The 23,368-nt window shown below is 54.7% G+C and carries 23 protein-coding genes; 14 read left to right on the forward strand and 9 right to left on the reverse strand.

What is annotated here, in order from left to right; all coding sequences use genetic code 11:
* Window positions 1-19 precede the first annotated feature (19 nt).
* From fabZ to tilS, 10 genes are all read left to right on the forward strand, one after another.
* Window positions 20-475: a 3-hydroxyacyl-ACP dehydratase FabZ gene (gene fabZ, locus ACSIPU_RS21270; RefSeq protein WP_004098761.1), complete on the forward strand. Its 456-nt coding sequence runs from the start codon at window positions 20-22 to the stop codon at window positions 473-475.
* Between the two features lie 3 nt (window positions 476-478).
* Window positions 479-1,267 carry an acyl-ACP--UDP-N-acetylglucosamine O-acyltransferase gene (lpxA, locus tag ACSIPU_RS21275; RefSeq protein WP_004110721.1) on the forward strand — a complete coding sequence of 263 codons (789 nt, stop codon included), beginning with the start codon at window positions 479-481 and terminating at the stop codon, window positions 1,265-1,267.
* The gene (gene lpxB / locus ACSIPU_RS21280; RefSeq protein ID WP_004107922.1) at window positions 1,267-2,415 is read left to right on the forward strand and encodes a lipid-A-disaccharide synthase; all 1,149 of its coding nucleotides are present in this window, start codon (window positions 1,267-1,269) and stop codon (window positions 2,413-2,415) included. The genes lpxA and lpxB overlap by 1 nt, the downstream gene beginning before the upstream one ends.
* Window positions 2,412-3,008: a ribonuclease HII gene (gene rnhB, locus ACSIPU_RS21285; RefSeq protein ID WP_023320356.1), complete on the forward strand. Its 597-nt coding sequence runs from the start codon at window positions 2,412-2,414 to the stop codon at window positions 3,006-3,008. The genes lpxB and rnhB overlap by 4 nt, the downstream gene beginning before the upstream one ends.
* 38 nt (window positions 3,009-3,046) lie before the next feature.
* Window positions 3,047-6,529 carry a DNA polymerase III subunit alpha gene (dnaE, locus tag ACSIPU_RS21290; RefSeq protein WP_016807405.1) on the forward strand — a complete coding sequence of 1,161 codons (3,483 nt, stop codon included), beginning with the start codon at window positions 3,047-3,049 and terminating at the stop codon, window positions 6,527-6,529.
* Between the two features lie 12 nt (window positions 6,530-6,541).
* Entirely contained in the window at window positions 6,542-7,501 is a 960-nt protein-coding gene (gene accA, locus ACSIPU_RS21295) for an acetyl-CoA carboxylase carboxyl transferase subunit alpha (RefSeq protein WP_004107912.1), read from the forward strand.
* A 190-nt stretch (window positions 7,502-7,691) separates the two neighbouring features.
* Window positions 7,692-9,482: a chitinase gene (locus ACSIPU_RS21300; RefSeq protein ID WP_196551040.1), complete on the forward strand. Its 1,791-nt coding sequence runs from the start codon at window positions 7,692-7,694 to the stop codon at window positions 9,480-9,482.
* Window positions 9,483-9,558: 76 nt separating this feature from the next.
* Window positions 9,559-11,697 (forward strand): lysine decarboxylase LdcC, encoded by a 2,139-nt coding sequence (locus tag ACSIPU_RS21305; protein WP_026055832.1) that lies wholly within the window; start codon window positions 9,559-9,561, stop codon window positions 11,695-11,697.
* A gap of 62 nt (window positions 11,698-11,759) precedes the next feature.
* Complete coding sequence (locus ACSIPU_RS21310; protein ID WP_004107908.1) at window positions 11,760-12,149, forward strand: VOC family protein; 390 nt, start codon at window positions 11,760-11,762, stop codon at window positions 12,147-12,149.
* A gap of 63 nt (window positions 12,150-12,212) precedes the next feature.
* On the forward strand, window positions 12,213-13,520 hold the full coding sequence (gene tilS / locus ACSIPU_RS21315; RefSeq protein ID WP_196551048.1) for a tRNA lysidine(34) synthetase TilS: 1,308 nt from the start codon (window positions 12,213-12,215) through the stop codon (window positions 13,518-13,520).
* Between the two features lie 15 nt (window positions 13,521-13,535).
* Here the strand turns inward: tilS and rof are convergent, their stop codons facing one another.
* Both rof and ACSIPU_RS21325 read right to left on the reverse strand, forming a co-directional pair.
* Window positions 13,536-13,796, reverse strand: coding sequence for a Rho-binding antiterminator (rof, locus tag ACSIPU_RS21320; protein ID WP_004107903.1), 261 nt, complete (start codon window positions 13,794-13,796; stop codon window positions 13,536-13,538).
* Window positions 13,783-13,983: a YaeP family protein gene (locus tag ACSIPU_RS21325; RefSeq protein WP_004107902.1), complete on the reverse strand. Its 201-nt coding sequence runs from the start codon at window positions 13,981-13,983 to the stop codon at window positions 13,783-13,785. Before ACSIPU_RS21325 ends, rof begins: the two co-directional genes overlap by 14 nt.
* A 196-nt stretch (window positions 13,984-14,179) precedes the next feature.
* Between ACSIPU_RS21325 and ACSIPU_RS21330 the strand changes: the two genes are divergently transcribed.
* From ACSIPU_RS21330 to nlpE, 3 genes are read left to right on the forward strand one after another with little or no spacing between them, the layout of a single operon-like run.
* Window positions 14,180-14,725 (forward strand): YaeQ family protein, encoded by a 546-nt coding sequence (locus ACSIPU_RS21330; protein ID WP_004107900.1) that lies wholly within the window; start codon window positions 14,180-14,182, stop codon window positions 14,723-14,725.
* Window positions 14,722-15,135, forward strand: coding sequence for an alternative ribosome rescue aminoacyl-tRNA hydrolase ArfB (gene arfB, locus ACSIPU_RS21335; protein ID WP_017144943.1), 414 nt, complete (start codon window positions 14,722-14,724; stop codon window positions 15,133-15,135). The genes ACSIPU_RS21330 and arfB overlap by 4 nt, the downstream gene beginning before the upstream one ends.
* Window positions 15,136-15,155: 20 nt before the next feature.
* Complete coding sequence (gene nlpE / locus ACSIPU_RS21340) at window positions 15,156-15,878, forward strand: envelope stress response activation lipoprotein NlpE (protein WP_016807408.1); 723 nt, start codon at window positions 15,156-15,158, stop codon at window positions 15,876-15,878.
* On the opposite strand, the gene ACSIPU_RS21345 is transcribed toward nlpE, so the two are convergent.
* The 7 genes from ACSIPU_RS21345 to metN all read right to left on the reverse strand — a co-directional run bounded on the left by ACSIPU_RS21345 (window position 15,879) and on the right by metN (window position 22,332).
* Window positions 15,879-16,700, reverse strand: a complete 822-nt coding sequence (locus tag ACSIPU_RS21345) for a YaeF family permuted papain-like enzyme (protein ID WP_004107894.1) — start codon at window positions 16,698-16,700, stop codon at window positions 15,879-15,881.
* Between the two features lie 51 nt (window positions 16,701-16,751).
* The gene (gene proS / locus ACSIPU_RS21350) at window positions 16,752-18,470 is read right to left on the reverse strand and encodes a proline--tRNA ligase (RefSeq protein WP_004107892.1); all 1,719 of its coding nucleotides are present in this window, start codon (window positions 18,468-18,470) and stop codon (window positions 16,752-16,754) included.
* A 110-nt stretch (window positions 18,471-18,580) separates the two neighbouring features.
* On the reverse strand, window positions 18,581-19,288 hold the full coding sequence (gene tsaA / locus ACSIPU_RS21355) for a tRNA (N6-threonylcarbamoyladenosine(37)-N6)-methyltransferase TrmO (protein ID WP_004107890.1): 708 nt from the start codon (window positions 19,286-19,288) through the stop codon (window positions 18,581-18,583).
* Window positions 19,285-19,692, reverse strand: coding sequence for an Rcs stress response system protein RcsF (gene rcsF / locus ACSIPU_RS21360; RefSeq protein ID WP_004107888.1), 408 nt, complete (start codon window positions 19,690-19,692; stop codon window positions 19,285-19,287). The genes tsaA and rcsF overlap by 4 nt, the downstream gene beginning before the upstream one ends.
* A 107-nt stretch (window positions 19,693-19,799) precedes the next feature.
* Window positions 19,800-20,615, reverse strand: a complete 816-nt coding sequence (metQ, locus tag ACSIPU_RS21365; protein WP_004107886.1) for a methionine ABC transporter substrate-binding lipoprotein MetQ — start codon at window positions 20,613-20,615, stop codon at window positions 19,800-19,802.
* A 39-nt stretch (window positions 20,616-20,654) separates the two neighbouring features.
* Window positions 20,655-21,308 (reverse strand): methionine ABC transporter permease MetI, encoded by a 654-nt coding sequence (locus tag ACSIPU_RS21370; RefSeq protein ID WP_004098792.1) that lies wholly within the window; start codon window positions 21,306-21,308, stop codon window positions 20,655-20,657.
* The gene (metN, locus tag ACSIPU_RS21375; RefSeq protein ID WP_004107883.1) at window positions 21,301-22,332 is read right to left on the reverse strand and encodes a methionine ABC transporter ATP-binding protein MetN; all 1,032 of its coding nucleotides are present in this window, start codon (window positions 22,330-22,332) and stop codon (window positions 21,301-21,303) included. The genes ACSIPU_RS21370 and metN overlap by 8 nt, the downstream gene beginning before the upstream one ends.
* Before the next feature lie 188 nt (window positions 22,333-22,520).
* Here metN and gmhB point away from each other — a divergent pair, with 188 nt between their 5' ends.
* Complete coding sequence (gene gmhB, locus ACSIPU_RS21380) at window positions 22,521-23,087, forward strand: D-glycero-beta-D-manno-heptose 1,7-bisphosphate 7-phosphatase (protein ID WP_004107881.1); 567 nt, start codon at window positions 22,521-22,523, stop codon at window positions 23,085-23,087.
* The last annotated feature ends 281 nt before the right edge of the window (window positions 23,088-23,368 follow it).

Genomic DNA, 23,368 nt, shown 5'->3' on the forward strand with positions numbered 1-23,368 from the left:
TTTAGACAGGAAGAGTATTTTGACTACTGACACTCATACTCTGCACATTGAAGAGATTCTGGAACTGCTGCCTCACCGTTACCCGTTCCTGCTGGTCGATCGCGTGCTGGATTTTGAAGAAGGTCGTTTTCTACGCGCAGTAAAAAATGTTTCTGTAAATGAGCCGTTTTTCCAGGGGCACTTCCCTGGTAAGCCGATTTTACCGGGCGTACTGATTCTGGAAGCGATGGCCCAGGCTACCGGCATTCTGGCATTCAAAAGCGTTGGAAAACTGGAACCGGGCGAGCTGTATTATTTTGCCGGGATTGACGAAGCGCGTTTCAAACGTCCGGTCGTGCCTGGCGATCAGATGATTATGGAAGTCACTTTTGAGAAAACCCGTCGCGGCCTGACTCGTTTCAAAGGCGTTGCGACGGTGGACGGGAAAGTGGTTTGCGAAGCAACGATGATGTGTGCCCGTAGCCGGGAGGCCTGATACGTGATTGATAAAACCGCCTTTATTCATCCTACCGCCATTGTAGAAGAAGGCGCCGTTATTGGCGCTAACGTCCACATTGGCCCGTTTTGTATTGTTGGCGCTAACGTCGAAATCGGCGAAGGCACCGTACTGAAATCTCACGTTGTCATCAACGGTCATACCAAAATTGGCCGCGACAACGAGATCTATCAGTTCGCTTCCATCGGTGAAGTTAACCAGGATCTGAAATATGCTGGCGAACCGACCCGCGTGGAAATTGGCGATCGCAACCGCATCCGCGAAAGCGTCACCATTCATCGTGGCACAGTACAGGGCGGTGGATTAACGAAGGTGGGCAGCGATAACCTGCTGATGATCAACGCCCACGTGGCGCATGATTGTACGCTTGGCGACCGCTGTATTCTGGCTAATAACGCCACCCTCGCAGGTCATGTTTCGCTGGATGATTTTGTTATCATCGGCGGCATGACTGCCGTGCATCAGTTCTGCATTATTGGCGCGCATGTGATGGTGGGCGGCTGCTCCGGCGTAGCGCAAGACGTTCCGCCGTTCGTTATTGCTCAGGGCAACCACGCAACGCCGTTTGGCGTTAACATCGAAGGGTTGAAACGTCGCGGCTTCAGCCGTGAGGCGATCACTGCGATTCGTAACGCCTATAAGCTACTGTACCGCAGCGGTAAAACGCTGGATGAAGCGAAAGCCGAGATCGCCGAACTGGCGACACAGTATCCTGAAGTGCAGACATTTACCGACTTCTTTGCTCGCTCCACGCGCGGCCTGATTCGTTAATGGCTGAATCACGTCCCCTGACGATTGCCCTGGTCGCCGGAGAAACCTCCGGCGATATTCTTGGTGCCGGTCTTATTCGCGCGCTCAAAGCCCGTATGCCTGATGCTCGTTTTGTAGGCGTTGCCGGGCCGTTAATGCAGGCGGAAGGCTGCGAGGCCTGGTACGAGATGGAAGAGCTGGCGGTGATGGGCATTGTTGAAGTGCTGGGACGCCTGCGTCGACTGCTGCACATTCGCGCCGATCTCACCCGACGTTTTACCGAGCTTAAACCAGACGTGTTCGTCGGTATTGATGCGCCTGACTTCAATATCACCCTCGAAGGTAATCTGAAGAAGCAGGGTATCAAAACGATCCATTACGTCAGCCCATCGGTTTGGGCATGGCGGCAAAAACGCGTTTTCAAAATTGGCAGATCCACCGATCTGGTTCTGGCATTCCTGCCTTTCGAAAAAGCGTTTTATGACAAATTTAACGTTCCCTGCCGGTTTATCGGCCACACGATGGCGGATGCGATGCCGCTGGACCCGGATAAAGACGCGGCGCGCGACCGTCTGGGGATCGCGCGTGACGTACACTGCCTGGCGCTGCTGCCGGGTAGCCGTGGGGCAGAAGTCGAGATGCTCAGCGCCGACTTCCTGAAAACGGCGCAAATCCTGCGAGAATATTATCCCGATCTGGAAGTGGTCGTTCCGCTGGTCAACGCGAAGCGGCGGGAACAGTTTGAGCGTATCAAGGCGGAAACGGCGCCGGAGCTGGCCGTACACCTACTGGATGGGCGGGCTCGCGATGCAATGATCGCCAGCGATGCTGCGCTGCTGGCCTCCGGCACGGCTGCGCTGGAGTGTATGCTGGCTAAGTGCCCGATGGTAGTTGGTTATCGGATGAAGCCCTTTACCTTCTGGCTGGCGAAACGGCTGGTGAAGACCGACTACGTGTCGTTACCGAACTTACTGGCCGGGCGTGAACTGGTTAAAGAGCTGCTGCAGGATGAATGCCGACCGCAGGCGCTGGCGGAGGCGCTGAAGCCGCTGCTGGCCGACGGTAAAACCAGCCACGATATGCATGAAACCTTCCGCGCGCTGCATCAGCAGATCCGCTGCAACGCTGATGAGCAGGCGGCGGATGCAGTTCTGGAGTTAGCAAAATGATGGAATTCGTGTATCCGCATACCCATCTGGTTGCGGGAGTCGATGAAGTCGGACGCGGTCCGCTGGTTGGCGCGGTGGTGACGGCTGCGGTGATACTCGATCCGGCCAAACCGATTGTGGGTCTTAATGACTCGAAAAAGCTCAGCGAAAAACGGCGCCTGGCGCTATTTGACGAGATCAAAGAAAAAGCGCTGTGCTGGAGCCTGGGTCGGGCGGAGCCGCATGAAATCGATGAACTGAATATTTTACACGCGACCATGCTGGCCATGCAGCGCGCCGTCGCGGGTTTGCGCGTCTCCCCGGAATTTGTTCTTATTGATGGTAACCGCTGTCCGCCGCTGCCCGTACCTTCGCTGGCGGTTGTCAAAGGCGATAGCCGGGTGGCGGAAATCAGCGCCGCGTCGATTCTGGCGAAAGTGACGCGCGATGCGGAAATGGCCGCGCTGGATCGGCAATTTCCACAGTACGGCTTTGCACAACATAAAGGTTATCCCACCGCTTTTCATCTGCAAAAGCTGCTGGAACATGGCGTTATCGAGCAATACCGGCGCAGTTTTGGCCCGGTGAAACGCGCGCTGGGCCTGGCGTCCTGAACTGACACGCAAGCACTAAAGTAACGCGGAATCTGAAGATGGCTGAACCACGTTTCGTACACCTGCGGGTGCACAGCGACTATTCCATGATCGATGGTCTGGCGAAAACCGGACCGTTAGTAAAAAAGGCGGCCGCGCTCGGCATGCCTGCGCTGGCGATCACTGATTTTACCAACCTCTGCGGGCTGGTGAAGTTCTACGGAACGGGACACGGCGCCGGAATTAAACCCATAGTCGGGGCCGATTTCCACGTCCAGAGCGATCTGCTCGGCGATGAACTGAGCCAGCTTACGGTATTGGCTGCGAATAATACTGGCTATCAAAACCTGACGCTGCTGATCTCCAAAGCCTATCAGCGCGGCTATGGCGCAGCGGGCCCGATTATCGATCGCGACTGGCTGATCGAATTAAAAGAAGGCTTAATTCTGCTCTCTGGCGGGCGTATGGGCGACGTGGGCCGTAGTCTGCTGCGCGGCAATATGGCACTGGTGGATCAGTGCGTTGATTTTTATGCGCAGCATTTCCCTGATTGCTATTTCCTTGAGCTCATTCGCACCGGCCGCCAGGATGAAGAGTCTTATCTGCATGCGGCGGTGAAGCTGGCGGAAACTCGCGGCTTACCGGTGGTGGCAACCAACGACGTTCGTTTCCTTGAACCGGGCGACTTCGATGCTCATGAAATCCGCGTGGCCATCCACGACGGCTTTACCCTCGACGATCCAAAGCGTCCGCGCAACTATTCGCCGCAGCAGTATATGCGCAGCGAAGAAGAGATGTGCGAGCTCTTTTCCGATATACCCGAAGCGCTGGAAAACAGCGTTGAGATCGCCAAACGCTGTAACGTGACCGTGCGCCTTGGTGAATACTTCCTGCCGCAGTTCCCGACCGGGGATATGACCACCGAAGATTATCTGATTAAGAAATCCAAAGAGGGTCTGGAAGAGCGTCTGGCGTTCCTGTTCCCCGACCCGGATGAGCGGGCAAAACGCCGTCCTGAATATGATGAGCGTCTGGATATTGAGCTGCAGGTGATTAACCAGATGGGGTTCCCGGGTTACTTCCTGATCGTGATGGAGTTTATCCAGTGGTCCAAGGATAACGGCGTGCCGGTCGGACCCGGTCGTGGTTCCGGCGCCGGGTCGCTGGTGGCCTATGCGCTGAAAATTACCGACCTCGATCCGCTGGAATTCGACCTGCTGTTCGAACGTTTCCTTAACCCGGAACGTGTCTCCATGCCCGACTTCGACGTTGACTTCTGCATGGAGAAACGCGACCAGGTGATTGAGCACGTTGCGGACATGTACGGTCGCGATGCGGTTTCGCAGATTATTACCTTTGGTACCATGGCGGCGAAGGCGGTAATCCGCGACGTTGGCCGCGTGCTTGGTCACCCGTACGGTTTTGTGGATCGTATTTCCAAGCTGGTGCCGCCAGACCCGGGGATGACGCTGGCGAAAGCGTTTGAAGCCGAACCGCAGCTGCCGGAAATTTACGAGGCGGATGAAGAGGTTAAAGCGCTGATCGACATGGCGCGTAAGCTCGAAGGGGTCACCCGTAACGCCGGTAAACACGCAGGCGGGGTGGTGATCGCGCCGACGAAAATTACCGATTTTGCCCCGCTATACTGCGATGAAGCGGGCCAGCATCCGGTTACCCAGTTTGATAAAAACGATGTCGAATATGCCGGGCTGGTAAAGTTCGACTTCCTCGGTTTGCGTACGCTCACCATCATTAACTGGGCGCTGGAGATGATCAACGCCCGCCGCGAGAAGAACGGCGAGGGGCCACTGGATATCGCCGCTATTCCGCTCGACGATAAAAAAAGCTTCGATATGCTGCAGCGCTCGGAAACCACCGCCGTCTTCCAGCTTGAATCGCGCGGCATGAAGGATCTGATTAAGCGTCTGCAGCCCGACTGCTTCGAAGATATGATCGCCCTGGTGGCCCTGTTCCGTCCGGGGCCGCTGCAGTCGGGGATGGTGGATAACTTTATCGACCGTAAACACGGCCGTGAAGAGATATCGTATCCGGACGTACAGTGGCAGCATGAATGTCTGAAACCGGTACTGGAGCCAACCTATGGCATTATCCTGTACCAGGAACAGGTCATGCAGATCGCCCAGGAGCTTTCCGGCTATACCCTCGGCGGCGCGGATATGCTGCGTCGTGCGATGGGTAAGAAAAAACCGGAAGAGATGGCCAAGCAGCGTTCTGTCTTCGAAGAAGGCGCGAAGAAAAATGGCGTTGACGGCGAGCTGGCGATGAAGATCTTTGACCTGGTGGAGAAATTCGCCGGTTATGGCTTTAACAAATCGCACTCTGCCGCTTATGCTTTAGTGTCCTATCAGACGCTGTGGCTGAAGGCGCACTATCCGGCTGAATTTATGGCGGCGGTGATGACCGCGGATATGGATAACACCGAAAAAGTCGTCGGCCTCGTGGATGAGTGCTGGCGGATGGGGCTGAAAATTCTGCCGCCGGATATTAACTCCGGCCTGTACCATTTCCACGTTAACGACGATGGCGAAATCGTTTATGGTATCGGCGCGATTAAAGGCGTCGGCGAAGGTCCGATTGAGGCGATCATTGAAGCCCGTAATCAGGGCGGCTATTTCCGCGAACTGTTCGATCTCTGCGCGCGTACAGATATTAAAAAACTCAACCGTCGGGTGCTGGAAAAACTGATCATGTCCGGGGCCTTTGACCGCCTCGGGCCGCATCGCGCGGCGTTAATGAATTCGCTGGGCGACGCGCTGAAGGCTGCCGATCAGCACGCGAAAGCCGAAGCTATCGGTCAGGCGGACATGTTCGGCGTGCTGGCGGAAGAGCCGGAGCAAATCGAGCAGTCCTACGCCAGCTGCCAGCCGTGGCCGGAACAGGTGGTGCTGGATGGCGAAAGGGAGACCCTGGGGCTGTACCTGACCGGGCACCCGATTAACCAGTATTTGAAAGAGATCGAACGCTACGTTGGCGGCGTACGACTCAAAGACATGCATCCGACCGATCGTGGTAAAGTGACCACGGCGGCGGGGCTCGTTATTGCCGCGCGGGTCATGGTCACCAAGCGCGGCAATCGTATCGGCATCTGTACGCTGGATGACCGTTCCGGGCGTCTGGAGGTGATGCTATTCACCGACGCTCTGGATAAATACCAGCAGCTGCTGGAAAAAGACCGCATACTTATCGTCAGCGGACAGGTCAGCTTTGATGACTTCAGCGGGGGGCTTAAAATGACCGCTCGTGAAGTCATGGACATTGACGAAGCCCGGGAAAAATATGCTCGCGGGCTTGCTATCTCGCTGACGGACAGGCAAATTGATGACCAGCTTTTAAACCGACTCCGTCAGTCTCTGGAACCCCACCGTTCGGGAACTATTCCAGTACACCTCTATTATCAGAGGGCGGATGCACGCGCGCGGTTGCGTTTTGGCGCAACATGGCGCGTCTCTCCGAGCGATCGTTTACTTAACGATCTGCGTGGCCTTATCGGCTCGGAGCAGGTGGAACTGGAGTTTGACTAATACAGGAATACTATGAGTCTGAATTTCCTTGATTTTGAACAGCCGATTGCAGAGCTGGAAGCGAAAATCGATTCTCTGACTGCGGTTAGCCGTCAGGATGAGAAACTGGATATTAATATCGATGAAGAAGTGCATCGCCTGCGTGAAAAGAGCGTAGAGCTGACGCGCAAGATCTTCGCCGATCTTGGTGCATGGCAGGTTGCCCAGCTGGCCCGCCATCCACGTCGCCCATACACCCTGGATTATGTCCGCCTGGCTTTCGACGAATTCGACGAACTGGCCGGCGATCGCGCCTACGCCGATGATAAAGCTATCGTTGGCGGGATTGCGCGTCTGGACGGGCGTCCGGTGATGATTATCGGCCACCAGAAAGGGCGTGAAACCAAAGAGAAAATTCGCCGCAACTTCGGTATGCCGGCGCCGGAAGGCTATCGTAAAGCGCTGCGTCTGATGGAAATGGCAGAGCGCTTTAAAATGCCGATCATCACCTTCATCGACACCCCTGGTGCTTATCCAGGCGTCGGGGCGGAAGAACGCGGCCAGTCTGAAGCGATTGCTCGCAACCTGCGTGAAATGTCCCGTCTGAGCGTGCCGGTTATCTGCACCGTTATCGGTGAAGGCGGCTCCGGCGGCGCGCTGGCGATTGGCGTCGGTGATAAAGTGAATATGCTGCAGTACAGCACCTATTCCGTTATCTCCCCGGAAGGCTGTGCGTCCATTCTATGGAAAAGCGCTGACAAAGCGCCGTTGGCCGCTGAAGCGATGGGAATTGTTGCTCCGCGTCTGAAAGAGCTGAAGCTCATTGACTCCATCATTCCTGAACCGCTGGGCGGCGCGCATCGTAATCCGGAAGCGATGGCAGCCTCACTGAAAGAACAGCTGTTGGCCGATCTGGCTGACCTCGACGTGCTTGGCGAGGAAGAACTGCTGAACCGCCGCTACCAACGCCTGATGAGCTACGGCTACGCCTGATTATTGATCTCATTTTTCAACGCTAAGGGTCGGATTTTCCGGCCCTTTTTTTATGTGTTGTTTATTGAGATGACGTGAGAAGAACATGAGCTAATGTGATTAGCCGATGATGCCGCTCTCCCTTAAAACAGTAGCGACTGCCTGGTATTGCAACCCGGCAGGCCGTTAACAAGGATAAAGGAGAAGTTCTATGGCATTGCACAAAACCGTCGCGATAAGCGCCGTGGCCGCAGGGATCATGTTAAGCCTGGGGGCCGCACAGGCTGCACCGCTGCTGGGCGCAACGGAAGCGACAACCATGAAGGCGAGCGACCTGGCCGCTAAAGAAAAAGCCTTAACCGACTTTCCTCTGATGGAGTCGGTTAAATCATCAATTCAAACCCTGCCTAACAGCGAAGTGGAGAAAATCGCACCGGGCCTGGCGAGCAACCCGGCGAACGTTAAGCGTGTTGAAAGCATCCTTTCAGAACAGGATTGGGAATATCTGTTCCCGATGCGCGCCGCAGAATATACCTACTCTAATTTTCTGAAAGCTATTGGTAAATTCCCTGCCGTGTGCGGAACCTATACCGACGGACGCGACAGCGATGCCATCTGCCGTAAATCGCTGGCAACCATGTTTGCCCACTTTGCTCAGGAGACCGGCGGCCATGAAAGCTGGCGTGATATTCCCGAATGGCGTCAGGCGCTGGTTTATCTGCGTGAGGTTGGCTGGGTTGAAGGTCAGAAGGGCGGCTATAACGGCGAATGCGATCCCTCTATCTGGCAGGGGCAGACCTGGCCATGCGGTAAAGATAAAGACGGCGACTACCTGAGCTACTTCGGCCGCGGAGCGAAACAGCTGTCCTATAACTACAACTATGGTCCGTTCTCCGATGCAATGTACGATGGCGACGTTCGTCCGCTGCTGGATAAACCGGAGCTGGTGGCGGATACCTGGATGAACCTGGCGAGCGCCGTCTTCTTCTTCGTTTATCCGCAGCCGCCGAAGCCCTCTATGCTGCACGTCATCGACGGAACCTGGGTTCCAAACGATCATGATAAAGCAAATGGCCTGGTCGAAGGCTTTGGGGTAACCATTCAGATTATCAACGGCGGCGTTGAGTGCGGCGGGGCGGAAGAGAACGCGCAGTCTCTTAACCGTATTGCTTACTACAAAGAGTTCGCAAACTACCTCAAAGTGCCGATTGCCGACGACGAAGTTCTCGGCTGTAAGAATATGAAGCAGTTCGATGAAGGTGGCGCGGGCGCATTGCCGATTTACTGGGAAGAGGATTGGGGATGGAGTCCGGACACCGCTGACGGCAAGACTAACGCCTGTCAGTTGGTGGGCTATCAGACGCCGTATACCGCTTTTAAAGAGGGCGACTATGCGAAGTGTGTGCAGAGCCACTTCAACGTCAATATCGTTGATGACAGCGGCCAGTCCGAGGATATTACGCCGGTCAAGCCCGACGATACCACACCTGCGCAGGAGACGAACGTGGCGCCGGTGGCTCGCATCGCCGGTCCGATTGGCGCAATTGAAGCTGGTGCCAGGGTTTCTCTGAGCGCGGAAGGTTCTACCGATGCGAACGGCGACAAGCTAAGCTACACCTGGATGTCTCAGGACGGCCAGACCCTTAGCGGACAGGATAAAGCCGTAATTACCTTCACCGCACCGGAAAAAGATCGCGATGCCCAGTATGTGGTTAGCCTGACGGTAAGCGACGGTTCGTTGTCCAGTACGGCAACTTACACTTTGAACGTCAAAGCCAAAGCCGCTGCTGCGGACGAAACGACGGGTGGCAAAGATAGCGATACCATTAGCTATCCTTCCTGGAGCAGTACCCAGACATGGAAAGAGGGCGATATCGTCAATAACCACGGCGCGCTGTATCAGTGTAAACCGCTTCCGGAAGGAGCATGGTGCAACGTGGCGCCGACTTACTATGAGCCTGGCGCCGGCATTGCCTGGGGCGATGCGTGGAAGGCGTTGTAATAGAGATAAATCCGCCAGCGCTAAGCGCTGGCGGGGTGCTATTATGCTTTCCTTAGGTCAATTCCTGGAGGAAAGCGTGAATATTATTGCGATCATGGGTCCCCACGGCGTCTATTATAAAGACGAACCGATGAAAGAACTGGAAGCTGCCCTGCAACGGCAAGGTTTCCAGACCATCTGGCCGCAAAATAGCGCCGACCTTTTGCAGTTTATTGAGCATAATCCGCGGATCTGCGGAGTCATTTTCGATTGGGATGAGTACAGCGTGGATCTGTGCAGCGATATCAATCGTTTAAATGAGTATCTGCCGCTGTACGCCTTTATCAACGCCCATTCGACGATGGACGTCAGCAGTCAGGACCTGCGTATGACGCTATGGTTCTTTGAATATGCGCTGGGGCTTTCGGAAGAGATCGCTACCCGCATCGGTCAATACACCCGCGAATACCTCGACAACATCACCCCGCCGTTTACCCGGGCGCTGTTTAACTACGTACAGGAGGGAAAATATACCTTCTGTACGCCTGGACATATGGGCGGATCGGCCTATCAAAAAAGCCCGGTGGGTTGTCTGTTTTATGATTTCTTTGGCGGTAATACCTTAAAGGCAGACGTCTCTATTTCCGTGACGGAGCTGGGGTCGCTGCTCGATCATAGCGGCCCGCATCTGGAGGCCGAGGAGTATATTGCCCGCGCCTTCGGCGCCGAGCAGAGCTATATGGTTACCAACGGAACCTCGACGTCGAATAAAATTGTTGGTATGTATTCTGCCCCGGCGGGCAGCACCCTGCTTATCGATCGCAACTGCCATAAATCGTTGGCCCATTTACTGATGATGAGCGATGTGGTGCCGCTATGGCTGAAACCGACGCGCAACGCGCTAGGGATCCTCGGCGGCATACCCAAGCGTGAATTTACCCGCGATAGTATTCAACAAAAAGTCAACGCCACCGGCGGCGCCGGGTGGCCGGTTCATGCGGTGATCACTAACTCCACCTATGACGGGCTGCTGTATAACACGACCTGGATCAAAGAGACCCTCGACGTGCCGTCAATCCACTTTGACTCCGCCTGGGTACCCTACACTCATTTCCATCCGATCTATCAGGGGAAAAGCGGGATGAGCGGCGATCGCATCCCGGGCAAAGTGATCTTTGAAACGCAGTCGACGCACAAAATGCTGGCGGCGCTATCGCAGGCTTCGCTGATTCATATTAAAGGCAGCTACGATGAAGATACCTTCAATGAAGCCTTCATGATGCATACCTCGACCTCACCGAGCTACCCGATCGTTGCCTCTATTGAAACGGCGGCGGCCATGCTGCGGGGTAATTCCGGCAGGCGACTGATCCAGCGTTCGATTGAGCGGGCGCTGGATTTTCGCAAAGAGGTGCAGCGATTACGCGAGGAGTCTGACGGTTGGTTCTTTGATATCTGGCAGCCGGAAGAGATTGGTGAAGCGCAGTGCTGGCCGGTTTCGCCCGGTGAACAGTGGCACGGTTTTCAGGATGCCGATAGCGACCATATGTACCTCGATCCGGTGAAAGTGACGATTCTGACGCCCGGCATGGATGAGCAGGGTAATATGGATAATGAAGGTATACCGGCGGCGCTGGTGGCGAAATTCCTTGATGAGCGCGGCGTGGTCGTCGAGAAAACGGGCCCGTACAACCTGCTGTTCCTTTTTAGTATTGGTATAGATAAAACCCGAGCGATGGGACTGTTGCGTGGATTGACTGAGTTCAAACGCTCTTACGATCTCAATTTGCGAGTGAAAAATATGCTGCCGGATCTGTACGCTGAAGATCCGGATTTTTACCGCAATATGCGCATTCAGGATCTGGCGCAGGGTATTCATCGTCTGATTCGCCAGCACCAGCTCTCGCAGCTGATGCTTAGCGCCTTTGACGTCCTGCCGGAGATGAAAATGACGCCGCATCAGGCCTGGCAGCGGCAGATCAAAGGTGAAGTGGAAACTATCGAACTGGAAAATCTGGTCGGGCGTATTTCAGCGAATATGATCCTACCGTACCCGCCCGGCGTGCCGCTGCTGATGCCCGGTGAGATGATCGCCGAAGAGAGCCGCGCGGTGCTCAATTTCCTGCTCATGCTGTGCTCTATTGGTCGCCACTATCCGGGCTTCGAAACCGATATCCACGGCGCGAAACGCGATGAAGATGGGGTGTACTGGGTTCGAGTCTTAAAAAATGACTAAGCGCTTGCGCAATAATGAACTGAGCGAGTAACGTTGTTGGCTTCAACAGGAGGAGTGGTACCATGCTGGGTTTAAAACGGGTTCACCATATCGCTATCATTGCGACGGATTATGCGAAGAGTAAAGCGTTTTACTGCGACATCCTGGGGTTCACCCTGCAGGGGGAGTTTTATCGCGCAGAGCGTGATTCCTGGAAAGGCGATCTGGCGCTGAATGGTGAATATGTCATTGAACTGTTTTCATTCCCGTTTCCTCCCTCGCGTCCGAGTCGCCCCGAAGCCTGCGGGTTACGCCATCTGGCGTTTAGCGTCGATGATGTCGATGCCGCTGTGGCTCATCTTGAGGCGCACGGTGTGCCTTGTGAAGGGGTTCGTATCGACCCTTTTACCGGTAAGCGTTTCACCTTTTTTAACGATCCGGACGGGCTGCCGCTGGAGATTTATCAGCAGTAATTCTTGTCAGCGCGTGTTCTGGCGGGTAACGTGCCGAACACGCTTACCTCAGTTAGTACTCTCATGATGATGATCCCGGACATTGCGCACACGCTTCAGCCGCACCGCCATTTTTTAGTGGCCTTTAGCGGCGGGCTGGATTCGAGCGTGCTTTTGTATCGCCTGGTGCTCTGGCGCGAGCAGGATCCCACCGTTCGCCTGAGGGCGATACATATTCACCACGGGCTCAGCGCCAACGCCGACGACTGGGTGGCGCACTGCCAGCAAATGTGCCAGCAGTGGCAGGTGCCGCTTCTGGTAGAGCGGGTCGCGCTCGCCGATGAGGGGTTGGGAATTGAGGCTCATGCGCGCCAGGCGCGCTACCAGGCATTTCGTTCGGCGCTGGCGCCCGGCGAAGCGCTGGTGACCGCGCAGCATCTTGACGACCAGTGCGAAACCTTCCTGTTAGCCCTTAAGCGGGGAAGCGGCCCTACCGGGCTCTCGGCGATGGCCGGCGAGTCCGATTTTGCCGGGACGAAACTGCTGCGCCCGCTGCTTCAAGAAAGCCGTGACTCCCTCCATCAGTGGGCGATGGCCCGTCAGCTCAGCTGGATTGAAGACGAAAGCAACCAGGATGACGCTTACGATCGCAACTTTCTCCGCCTGCGGATTCTCCCGCTGCTTCATGCTCGCTGGCCGCACTTTGCCGAGGCCGTGGCGCGCAGCGCCAGCCTGTGCGGCGAACAGGAACAGCTGCTGGATGAAATGCTGGCCGCCGAGCTGGCAACGCTGGTTGCTGAGGACAGTTCGTTAACTATCGCTCCGTTGACGACTATGAGCGCGCCTCGGCGGGCCGCGCTGCTGCGCCGCTGGCTGGCTGGGCTCAATGCGCCAATGCCTTCGCGCGAGGTGCCGGAGCGTATCTGGCGTGAAGTGGCGATGGCGCGCGAGGATGCGTTTCCCTGTTTGCGCCTTGGCCCGTTTACCGTTCGCCGCTACCAGCAGCGTCTGTACTGGGTGAGATATATTCCAGGCCAGAGTGAGACAATGCTGGAGTGGCGCGATACTGCCAGCCCGCTGCCGTTGCCTGACGGTCTCGGCGAGCTGAGTTTACTGTCCGGCGGGCCGTTACGCGGGCCGCGCGAGGGAGAAGCCGTTACTGTTCGCTTTCGTGCCAGCGGTAATCTGCATATCGTGGGTCGCAACGGTGGTCGCAAGCTGAAAAAAATCTGGCAGGAGCTGGGCGTTGCGCCCTGGCGGCGCGATACGACTCCGCTACTGTTCTATGGCGAAACGCTTATTGCCGCCGCCGATGGTCTGTTTATTACCGTCGATGGGAAAGTTCAGGAAAGTGAAGGCTTACAGATGAGATGGAGGAAAACGGGCGGCTAGGCCACCCGTTTTGATTCAGGACTCGCTAACGACTACCGTACCGATTTGCGGATGGCTGAAGCTGGCGATTTTATCCAGGCGCAGTTCGCGGACGTTCCCGGCGAGCTCTACGACCAGATACTCGATATTTTTGCGCGAGATAAGATCGTTGGCCTTCGCTTGCAGCTGTTCGCCATCTTTGAGCTCCAGCGCCAGGACCAGATGGTGCTGACAGGCAAGTTCGAGGTTGTCATAATCATCGCAATTGATGGGTTGATAAGTATCATTCATTGACATAATCGCTCACCAGTAAGTTTGCCGCCGCATATGCGGCCTTTTCCCTGACTGACTCAGCAAGGGCCTGATCCGCCGCAACCTCATTCAATACTTTCAACACGCAACCTAGCGCATCCGGGATATACCCAAGGTCCCCGCTGGCTATTTCCGCATACCGCTTGCGTATTAACTCACAATATTTTTCCACATGCCCTCCTGTCAGCGTTCTGACTTAACCGTGGGATGTAAGTTTAAGCCTACGAAGATAAACTCTGTTTAGCAAGGTGACTATACCATAGTCATTTAAGCAATATCAGCAGGATGAGAGGCGATCCGTCGATTGCTGACAGCCTTTTGCCGTCAGTTTCGCTACAATGTACGCCATTTTTATCAGGAGTAGAGTCATGGCGCTGAAAGCGACGATTTATAAAGCGACGGTGAACGTAGCCGACCTGGACCGCAACCAGTTTCTGGATGCCAGTTTGACGCTTGCCCAGCATCCGTCAGAAACCCAGGAGCGCATGATGCTGCGCCTGCTGGCGTGGATTAAATACGCCGACGAGCGTCTGCAGTTTACCCGCGGTTTATCTTCCGACGATGAAGCGGAACTCTGGCTGCTTAACGATCATCTGGGCGTGGATCTGTGGATTGAACTGGGGCTACCGGACGAGCGGCGAATTAAAAAAGCCTGCTCGCGGGCCCAGCAGGTGGCGCTGTTCGCCTATAATAGTCGGGCGGCAGAAATCTGGTGGCAGCAAAACCAGAACAAAATGGCTCAGTTTTCGAAGCTGTCGGTGTGGTATTTGGATGATACTCAGCTGGCGCAGCTCAGCGCTTTTGCCGATCGGACCATGTCGCTGCAGGCGACCATCCAGGACGGCGCTATCTGGTTATCTGACGCTAAGAATAATCTGGAAATTCATTTAACGGCCTGGCAAACACCCGCATGATTACGATTAGCCGCAGCGTCGCGATTGCGGAGGACGAGATTTCACTTTCCGGCATACGCGCGCAGGGCGCGGGCGGTCAGCACGTGAATAAGTCCTCAACGGCTATTCATTTGCGCTTTGATATTAAAGCCTCGAGCCTGCCTGACTATTATAAGGAACGTCTGCTTACCGCCAGCCACCACTTAATTTCTGCCGAGGGTGTGGTTATCATTAAGGCTCAGGAATATCGCAGCCAGGAAATGAATCGTGAAGCGGCAATTGCGCGTCTGGTTACCCTAATACAAGAATTAACCGCAGTGCAGAAGAGCCGCCGGGAGACGCGACCAACCAGGGCCTCAAAAGAGCGCCGACTGGCTTCAAAGGCGCAAAAATCCTCAGTTAAAGCGCTGCGTGGAAAGGTTCGCCAGTAAGAATATGGCGAACCGGTGGAATGGATGATAAGGAATTTACAGTGAAGAAAATCGTATTTTCAGTCGTGGCGGCCTGTTCGCTCTTTGCCCTGTTCGGCTGTAACCATCGTACGGAAATGGAAACGTTACAGCCGGCGCCGATGGAAGAGCTAAAACCGATGCAGCAGAGCTGGCGCGGCGTGCTGCCGTGCGCCGACTGCGAAGGGATTGAAACCTCGCTCTTTCTTGAGAAAGACGGCACCTGGGTGATGAATGAACGATATCAGGGCGTTAGCCGCGAACCTTCCTCTTTTGCTTCATATGGTACCTGGGCGCGCACGGCTGATAAGCTGGTGCTGACCGACAGCAAAGGCGAGAAGTCTTATTATCGGGCGAAGGGCGATAAGCTGGAAATGCTCGATCGCGACGGTAACCCCATCGAGTCGACGCTGAACTATACGCTTGAATCAGTCAAAGCCAGTCTGCCCATCACGCCAATGGCGATGCGCGGAATGTACTTCTATATGGCGGATGCGGCGACCTTTACCGATTGCGCGACCGGCAAGCGAGTGGCTGTCGCCAATAATGCTCAGCTCGAGCGTGATTATGCCGCTGCGCGCGGTACGGATACTCGACCGGTGCTGCTGGTGGTTGAGGGGCACTTTACGCTGGAAGCGAATCCGGATTCGGGAGCGCCGGTTAAAGTTCTGGCGGTGGATTCACCCGGCAAGTTTTATCAAAAAGAAGACTGCAATTCTCGTTAATTAATTGAGTCCTACGAGGCGGCTTGTCTTGATATAAATTCCCAATTTAAGATGCCCGATATACTGCAATTGTGTTTCGGGCTTAAAGTTTGCCACATCCCCCTCACGCATATGAAGCAAGTCTGATGGGCTAATCCAGCCCGGTTGAGCCAGGGTCAGCGGGTGTCCGGCCTTCGCGAAGGCATCGCTGACAAACTCCGAACAAAACCACATTTTTTTGTCCCCGGATGCTGCATCGCTCAGTTGGGCTTTGGCCAGACCGTTCACGCACTGCTGGCGGAAATCTTTTGAGAAGGGATTCAGGGTGCATAGCTGTTTGGTGACCATAAAGGGCACAAATTCAATAATGCCGCGATAGTTATAGGCGCTGTTTCTGTTTTTATAGGCGAAATTTTTAATGCCAGCGGCCTGTTGCGGCGTGAGGTCAGGCGCTCTTAGGGCAAACAGCTTATCGCTGTGCTGCATCGCTTGCCGGAGAGGCACAACCTGCACCCCAGCGCCGGTTGCCTCTGCAACCTGGTTATCACCGATATAGATAGCGACATGGCTAACGGAGGATGTGCTAAGAGCACGAATCCCCAGGGACGTCACGCCAATGCTGGAAGAGAAAAGGAGATCGCCGGGGAGCAGATCTTGTGCGTTAATTTCAGTCAGCGTGTTATTAGCCACCGAGCTCTGGCGCTGAAGCTTAATCGCCCATTGCTGCGATGGTTGCTTAATAGTGGAAGCGGAAGGCACGGACCGGCTGACGTCTACCGTGCAGGCAGAAAGTAAGAACGATACGGGAAAAAGCAGGACATGATTAGCCCGTCGTTTAGCCATGATTACAATCCTTGTAAAAAAGAGGCTCTGAAACCAGAGCCTCTTTTGGCGTTAACCTTTAATTTGTTGTACCAGGTAATTCACAATATCGCCGGTTTTAATCAGCTGTTTCTCGCCGCTGCGGCGATATTTATATTCAATATCGTCGTTGTCGAGGTTACGGTCGCCCAGCACGATGGTATGCGGAATTCCGATAAGCTCCATATCGGCGAACATCACGCCGGGACGCTCTTTACGGTCATCCATCAGCACTTCGATGCCCAGCGCGGTTAGCTCAGCATACAGCTTCTCAGCCAGCTCCTGCACGCGATAGGATTTGTGCATGTTCATCGGCAGAATCGCAACCTGGAACGGGGCGATAGCTTCCGGCCACAAGATCCCGCGCTCGTCAAAGTTCTGCTCAATGGCTGCCGCCACCACGCGAGTCACCCCGATACCGTAGCAGCCCATAGTCAGGATCTGATTACGGCCATCTTCGCCCTGTACGGAGGCTTTCATCGCTTCAGAGTACTTGGTACCCAGCTGGAAGATGTGGCCCACTTCGATACCGCGTTTAATCAACAGCGTGCCTTTACCGTCCGGGCTCGGGTCACCGGCCACTACGTTACGGATATCTGCCACTTCAGGAGTGGCGACGTCGCGATCCCAGTTGATGCCGAAGTAGTGTTTACCGTCAATGTTCGCGCCCGCGGCGAAATCGCTCATGGCGGCAACGGTACGGTCAATAATCACCGGAACAGGCATATTAACCGGGCCAAGAGAACCGGGACCCGCTTTCACCAGCGCGCGAATCTCTTCTTCGGTTGCGAAGGTCAGCGGGCTGGCGACCTGCGGCAGTTTTTCCGCTTTGACTTCGTTCAGTTCATGATCGCCGCGAACCAGCAGGGCTATCAGCGGATACTCACTGTCTTCTACTGCTTTTACCAGCAGGGTTTTCACGGTTTTTTCAATCGGCAGATTGAACTGCTCGACCAGCTCGGCGATGGTTTTAGCGTCAGGCGTATCGACCAGGGTCATTTCCTGCGTGGCGGCCGCGCGCGGCTCTTTCGGCGCAACGGCTTCGGCGAACTCAATATTGGCCGCGTAGTCAGAAGAGTCAGAGAAAATGACGTCATCTTCACCGCTCTGCGCCAGTACCTGGAATTCGTGAGATGCGCTGCCGCCGATAGAACCGGTGTCAGCCTGTACCGCGCGGAAATCCAGCCCCATACGGCTGAAGATTTTGCTGTACGCGGCGTACATCGCGTCGTAGGTCTCCTGCAGCGATTCCTGAGAGGTATGGAAAGAGTAAGCATCTTTCATCAGGAATTCACGGGAACGCATTACGCCGAAACGCGGGCGAACTTCGTCACGGAATTTGGTCTGGATCTGATAGAAGTTCAGCGGCAGCTGTTTGTAAGAGCTCAGCTCATTACGAATCAGGTCGGTGATGACTTCTTCATGAGTCGGGCCGAGTACGAACGGACGTTCGCCACGGTCAGCAATACGCAGCAGTTCCGGGCCGTACTGTTCCCAACGACCACTCTCTTGCCACAGCTCAGAGGGCTGAACTACCGGCATTAACACCTCGATTGCACCGGCGTTGTTCATCTCTTCACGCACGATGTTTTCGACTTTTTTCAGGACGCGCACGCCGGTCGGCAGCCAGGTGTATAACCCGGAGGCCAGCTTGCGGATCATCCCGGCGCGCAGCATCAGCTGGTGGCTGATAACCTCGGCGTCGGCAGGTGTCTCCTTCAGAGTGGAGAGCAGGTATTGGCTAGTACGCATGTTGTTACGGTTCCATTTGGACGATCGATACAGGCTGGAGGCCAGCCTGACACAAAAAAGTGGTTTAGTTTACCAGTGTGGCAAAGATGCCAAAAGAGAGGAGAATAAAATTAGCGTGCTTCGAGAGAAAAGACTTCAAAACCGGACGAAATCACCCGCCAGCGCACGTTAAAATCCAGCAGCCAGACGGCGTAGGTTTTTCCCGGCTCCTCTTCTTTGCGGTATGCCGGTCGCGGATCCTGCGCCAGAACTTCGCTAATAAACGACTTAAGACGAGGATAGCGTCGCTCCAGCGTTAAAATTTGCGCTTCTGTATCCGGCGTGAAACTCACCGCTACTTCCGCCCCTGGAGCCTCCTGAGCATAGCTTGCGCTGGCATCCGGCAGTGCTTCGGCAAAGGGCAGGTAAGGTTTGATATCCACGACCGGCGTTCCATCTACCAGGTCCAGGCTGCCTAACTCAAGCACGACGTGTTCTTTCTGGCAGCGAATACCTTTTAGCTCGACCAGAGACATACCGATTGGATTAGGACGAAAGGTCGAACGGGTAGCGAATACGCCCATTCGCGCGTTACCGCCGAGGCGGGGAGGGCGGACGGTAGGACGCCAGCCGCCTTCCATGGTCTGATGAAACACAAACAGGACCCACAGATGGCTGAAATTTTCCAGGCCGCGTACGGCATCGGCCTGGTTATAGGGAGGCAAAAGGTGTAATTCGCCGCCGCCGTTTTTAACCAGCCCGGGCTGGCGGGGAACGGCAAATTTTTCTTTATAGGGCGAGCGAATAACGCCTATCTGCGCAAACTGAAAAGCACTCATTGCGCCGTAACGTTAAGCGCTGATCCCAGGCAAACGGCCTGGCGGTAGCAGCCCGGGGTTCCGCTGGTCACTTCGCAGCGGTGCAGCAGCACAGCGTTGGCTTTCATTCTTGCCGCATTAATCTGCATACGCTTGCGAGCCGTCGGGATATTGGGCGGAGAGTCTTGATTAGAGGCCTGACATGATTCACCGGTGACTTCACCCAGTTCGCGGAAAGGTTTACCCACCAACTCTGTTGCATCGGTATAGATTCTTACCGGGGCCGGGCGCGTCGCTTTCGGTTTGGCCGGTTCCGATTTGGCTGGCTGAGTGACCGTACTTTGCACAGGTTCGACTGGCGATCTGCTTAGCATGGAACAACCGCTTAACATGAGTGCTAACAAACAGACCGGTAAAGCACGCATAGTATTTCCTCAATAAATAATAAAACAGGGCGCTATTGAATCAGGTGCTTGCATAAATGACAAGACGGGCATAAGCCCGTCCTGAATGATATTACGCTGAGAATAGATTACCAGCCTTTCACTGCGCCGCCGTTAAAGATTTTGTTGGCTGCTTCGTAAACTTCGTCACTCTGGTAAGCCTGAACAAATTTCTTAACATTTTCCGCATCTTTGTTGTCTTCGCGAGCGACAATCAGGTTCACGTACGGAGACTCTTTACCTTCGACAAAAATACCGTCTTTTGCCGGGGTCAGGCCAATCTGGCTGGCGTAGGTGGTATTAATAACCGCCAGTGCGATCTGCGCATCATCCAGAGAGCGCGGCAGCTGCGGGGCTTCCAGCTCAACAATTTTCAGGTTTTTCGGGTTTTCAATAATATCCAGTGAGGTTGGCAGCAGACCAACGCCTTCTTTCAGTTTGATCAGACCAACCTGCTGCAGCAGCAGCAGAGAGCGGCCAAGGTTGGTTGGATCGTTAGGAATGGCGACCTGCGAGCCCGGCTGCAGCTCATCCAGCGATTTGATTTTTTTCGAGTAACCGGCAATGGGATAGACAAACGAGTTGCCGACGGAAACCAGCTTGTAGCCGCGGTCTTTAATCTGCTGGTCCAGATACGGTTTATGCTGGAAGGCATTAACGTCAATATCGCCTTTGCTCAGCGCTTCGTTAGGCAGCACGTAATCGTTGAAGGTAACCAGTTCAACATCGAGGCCGTATTTATCTTTTGCTACTTTCTGCGCAACCTCAGCAACCTGCTGTTCCGCGCCGACGATCACGCCGACTTTGATGTGGTTTGGATCCTTTTCGTCCTGACCGCAACCCACCAGCGCCAAAGAACCGATTAACGCGCCGACTGCCGCAAAGGTTTTGAAATTAAAGGCCATGTTATTTCCTTCCTGTAAGATTCTGTATTGTGTGTGATGTTATTTGTGAGTCACAGCCCGGACGATACGATCGCCAGAGAATTGAATTAAATAAACCAGAATAACCAGCAACACCAGCACGGTATTCATTACCGTTGCATTGTAGCCGATATAACCGTACTGATAGCCAATCTGTCCCAGGCCGCCGGCACCGACGGCACCGCCCATGGCGGAATAGCCAACCAGCGTGATAAGGGTAATCGTTGCCGCATTCACCAGACCCGGAAGCGCTTCCGGCAGAAGAACCTTACGCACGATCTGCATCGGCGTTGCGCCCATCGCGCGGGATGCTTCGATAAGGCCGGTTGGGATCTCCAGCAGGGCGTTTTCCACCATGCGGGCGATAAACGGCGCGGCGCCAACCGTCAGCGGGACAATGGCAGCCTGCAGGCCAATCGACGTGCCAACAATCACGCGAGTGAATGGGATCATCCACACCAGCAGGATAATAAAAGGAATCGAACGGAAAATGTTCACCACCGCCGAAAGCGTGCGGTAGAGCTTCGCATTAGCGACAATTTGCCCGGGACGGGTGACGTACAGCAGCACGCCGACCGGCAGGCCAAGAACAAAACCGAAGAAGCCGGAGACAAACGTCATGGCCAGCGTTTCCCATACGCCGCGAACCAGCAGCCAGATCATTGGTTCAGACATATCCCAGTACCTCTACTTTTACATGATGTTCCTGCAACCAGGCGATCGCGGCCTGGGTATCTTCCTGCGAGCCGTGCATCTCGGTCAGCATGATGCCGAACTTGACGCCGCCCGCGTAATCCATCTGCGCGCTAATAATGTTGTTATTCACATTAAAACGACGGGCAGTCTCCGAAAGCAGCGGGGCATCTACGGAATGACCGGTAAACTCCATGCGCAGCATAGGCACGCTATCGGCAAGAGCCTCAGGTTTAAGGCGGGCCTGATAATCATCCGGGATATCAAGGTGCAGCGTTGACTGGATAAACTGCTGCGCCAGAGGCGTTTTGGGATGAGAGAACACCTCGCTCACCGTATCCTGCTCAATAAGCTGGCCGTTGCTGATAACGGCAACGCAATCACAGATGCGTTTAACGACATCCATTTCGTGGGTAATCAGCAAAATCGTCAGGCCCAGGCGACGGTTGATATCCTTCAGCAGTTCCAGAATCGAACGCGTAGTGGCCGGGTCCAGCGCGCTGGTGGCTTCGTCGCAGAGCAGGACTTTTGGATTGCTCGCCAGCGCACGGGCGATGGCCACGCGCTGCTTTTGCCCGCCGGAGAGATTCGCCGGATAGCTATCGTGTTTATCTCCCAGACCGACGAGATCCAGCAGCTCGGTCACCCGACGCTTGATTTCATCTTTAGAGGTATTGTCGAGCTCCAGAGGCAACGCCACGTTACCGAACACGGTACGTGAGGCAAGCAGGTTAAAGTGCTGGAAAATCATACCAATCTGGCGGCGAGCGCGAGTCAGCTCTTTTTCTGAAAGCGCCGTCAGCTCCTGGCCGTCGACCTGGACGCTGCCCTGCGTTGGACGTTCAAGCAGGTTTACGCAGCGGATTAACGTACTTTTACCCGCGCCGGAAGCGCCGATGACGCCATAAATTTGTCCGGCAGGAACATGCAGGCTGACATCGTTCAGCGCCTGTATGCTGCGGTTCCCCTGCTGGAACACTTTGGTGATATTCGAAAGTTTAATCATCAGTTATTTATTATCATTTAGCCGTTTGCCGTGGCATTTTCTTCTGCCGTGTCCAGGCGATGCCTGTCAATGAAATGGATGTTAAGGCATCCAGACGTCTAAATCAATCTGACTCTGTATAATGAGCACTTTCTTGCGTCCGGAAACATGCGATACTAGGCGAATTAGCCTTTATCAGGAGCAAACCGGTGGCAATGTCAGTACCCGCAATTTTTCTTGACCGTGATGGCACGATTAATGTCGATCACGGATACGTCCATGAAATCGACAATTTTGAATTTATCGATGGCGTCATTGACGCGATGCGTCAATTAAAGGAGATGGGCTATGCGCTGGTGCTGGTGACCAACCAGTCCGGTATCGCCCGCGGCAAGTTTACTGAAGAGCAGTTTGAAACGCTGACGGAGTGGATGGACTGGTCGCTGGCCGATCGCGGCGTTGACCTGGATGGCATCTATTATTGTCCTCACCATCCGCAGGGAACCGTTGAAGAGTTTCGCCAGACCTGCGACTGCCGTAAACCGCATCCGGGAATGCTCATCTCGGCGCGCGACTACCTGCACATTGATATGGCGGCGTCATATATGGTGGGCGATAAAATTGAAGATATGCAGGCGGCCTTAGCGGCGGAAGTTGGCACGAAAGTATTGGTACGCACCGGTAAACCCGTCACTCCAGAAGCGGAAAGTGCTGCCGATTGGGTGCTAAACAGCCTGGCAGACCTGCCGGATGCGATTAAAAAGCGGCAGAAATAGGCGTTGTGTATAAAAGATGAGCGGTTGAAATAAAAATGCATTTTACCGCTTGTCACCGCCAAATAACTCCCTATAATGCGCTCCCACTGACACGGCAGATGTGAATCACTTCACACAAACAGCCGGTTGGTTGAAGAGAAAAAATCCTGAAAAACGGGGTTGACTCTGAAAGAGGAAAGCGTAATATACGCCACCTCGCAACGGTGAGCGAAAGCCGCGTTGCACTGCTCTTTAACAATTTATCAGACAATCTGTGTGGGCACTCAAAGTGACATGGATTC

This window comes from Klebsiella sp. HN106 (assembly GCF_051209435.1).
Lineage (GTDB): Bacteria > Pseudomonadota > Gammaproteobacteria > Enterobacterales > Enterobacteriaceae > Klebsiella > Klebsiella oxytoca.

What these genes read in the sequence shown, in the direction of transcription:
- lpxB (WP_004107922.1), top strand. Translation starts at nt 1,267, where the DNA reads ATGGCTGAATCACGTCCCCTGACGATTGCCCTGGTCGCCGGAGAAACC.
- rnhB (WP_023320356.1), top strand. Translation starts at nt 2,412, where the DNA reads ATGATGGAATTCGTGTATCCGCATACCCATCTGGTTGCGGGAGTCGAT.
- dnaE (WP_016807405.1), top strand. Translation starts at nt 3,047, where the DNA reads ATGGCTGAACCACGTTTCGTACACCTGCGGGTGCACAGCGACTATTCC.
- accA (WP_004107912.1), top strand. Translation starts at nt 6,542, where the DNA reads ATGAGTCTGAATTTCCTTGATTTTGAACAGCCGATTGCAGAGCTGGAA.
- ACSIPU_RS21300 (WP_196551040.1), top strand. Translation starts at nt 7,692, where the DNA reads ATGGCATTGCACAAAACCGTCGCGATAAGCGCCGTGGCCGCAGGGATC.
- ACSIPU_RS21310 (WP_004107908.1), top strand. Translation starts at nt 11,760, where the DNA reads ATGCTGGGTTTAAAACGGGTTCACCATATCGCTATCATTGCGACGGAT.
- tilS (WP_196551048.1), top strand. Translation starts at nt 12,213, where the DNA reads ATGATGATGATCCCGGACATTGCGCACACGCTTCAGCCGCACCGCCAT.
- rof (WP_004107903.1), bottom strand. Translation starts at nt 13,796, where the DNA reads ATGTCAATGAATGATACTTATCAACCCATCAATTGCGATGATTATGAC.
- ACSIPU_RS21330 (WP_004107900.1), top strand. Translation starts at nt 14,180, where the DNA reads ATGGCGCTGAAAGCGACGATTTATAAAGCGACGGTGAACGTAGCCGAC.
- arfB (WP_017144943.1), top strand. Translation starts at nt 14,722, where the DNA reads ATGATTACGATTAGCCGCAGCGTCGCGATTGCGGAGGACGAGATTTCA.
- nlpE (WP_016807408.1), top strand. Translation starts at nt 15,156, where the DNA reads ATGGATGATAAGGAATTTACAGTGAAGAAAATCGTATTTTCAGTCGTG.
- ACSIPU_RS21345 (WP_004107894.1), bottom strand. Translation starts at nt 16,700, where the DNA reads ATGGCTAAACGACGGGCTAATCATGTCCTGCTTTTTCCCGTATCGTTC.
- proS (WP_004107892.1), bottom strand. Translation starts at nt 18,470, where the DNA reads ATGCGTACTAGCCAATACCTGCTCTCCACTCTGAAGGAGACACCTGCC.
- tsaA (WP_004107890.1), bottom strand. Translation starts at nt 19,288, where the DNA reads ATGAGTGCTTTTCAGTTTGCGCAGATAGGCGTTATTCGCTCGCCCTAT.
- rcsF (WP_004107888.1), bottom strand. Translation starts at nt 19,692, where the DNA reads ATGCGTGCTTTACCGGTCTGTTTGTTAGCACTCATGTTAAGCGGTTGT.
- metQ (WP_004107886.1), bottom strand. Translation starts at nt 20,615, where the DNA reads ATGGCCTTTAATTTCAAAACCTTTGCGGCAGTCGGCGCGTTAATCGGT.
- ACSIPU_RS21370 (WP_004098792.1), bottom strand. Translation starts at nt 21,308, where the DNA reads ATGTCTGAACCAATGATCTGGCTGCTGGTTCGCGGCGTATGGGAAACG.
- metN (WP_004107883.1), bottom strand. Translation starts at nt 22,332, where the DNA reads ATGATTAAACTTTCGAATATCACCAAAGTGTTCCAGCAGGGGAACCGC.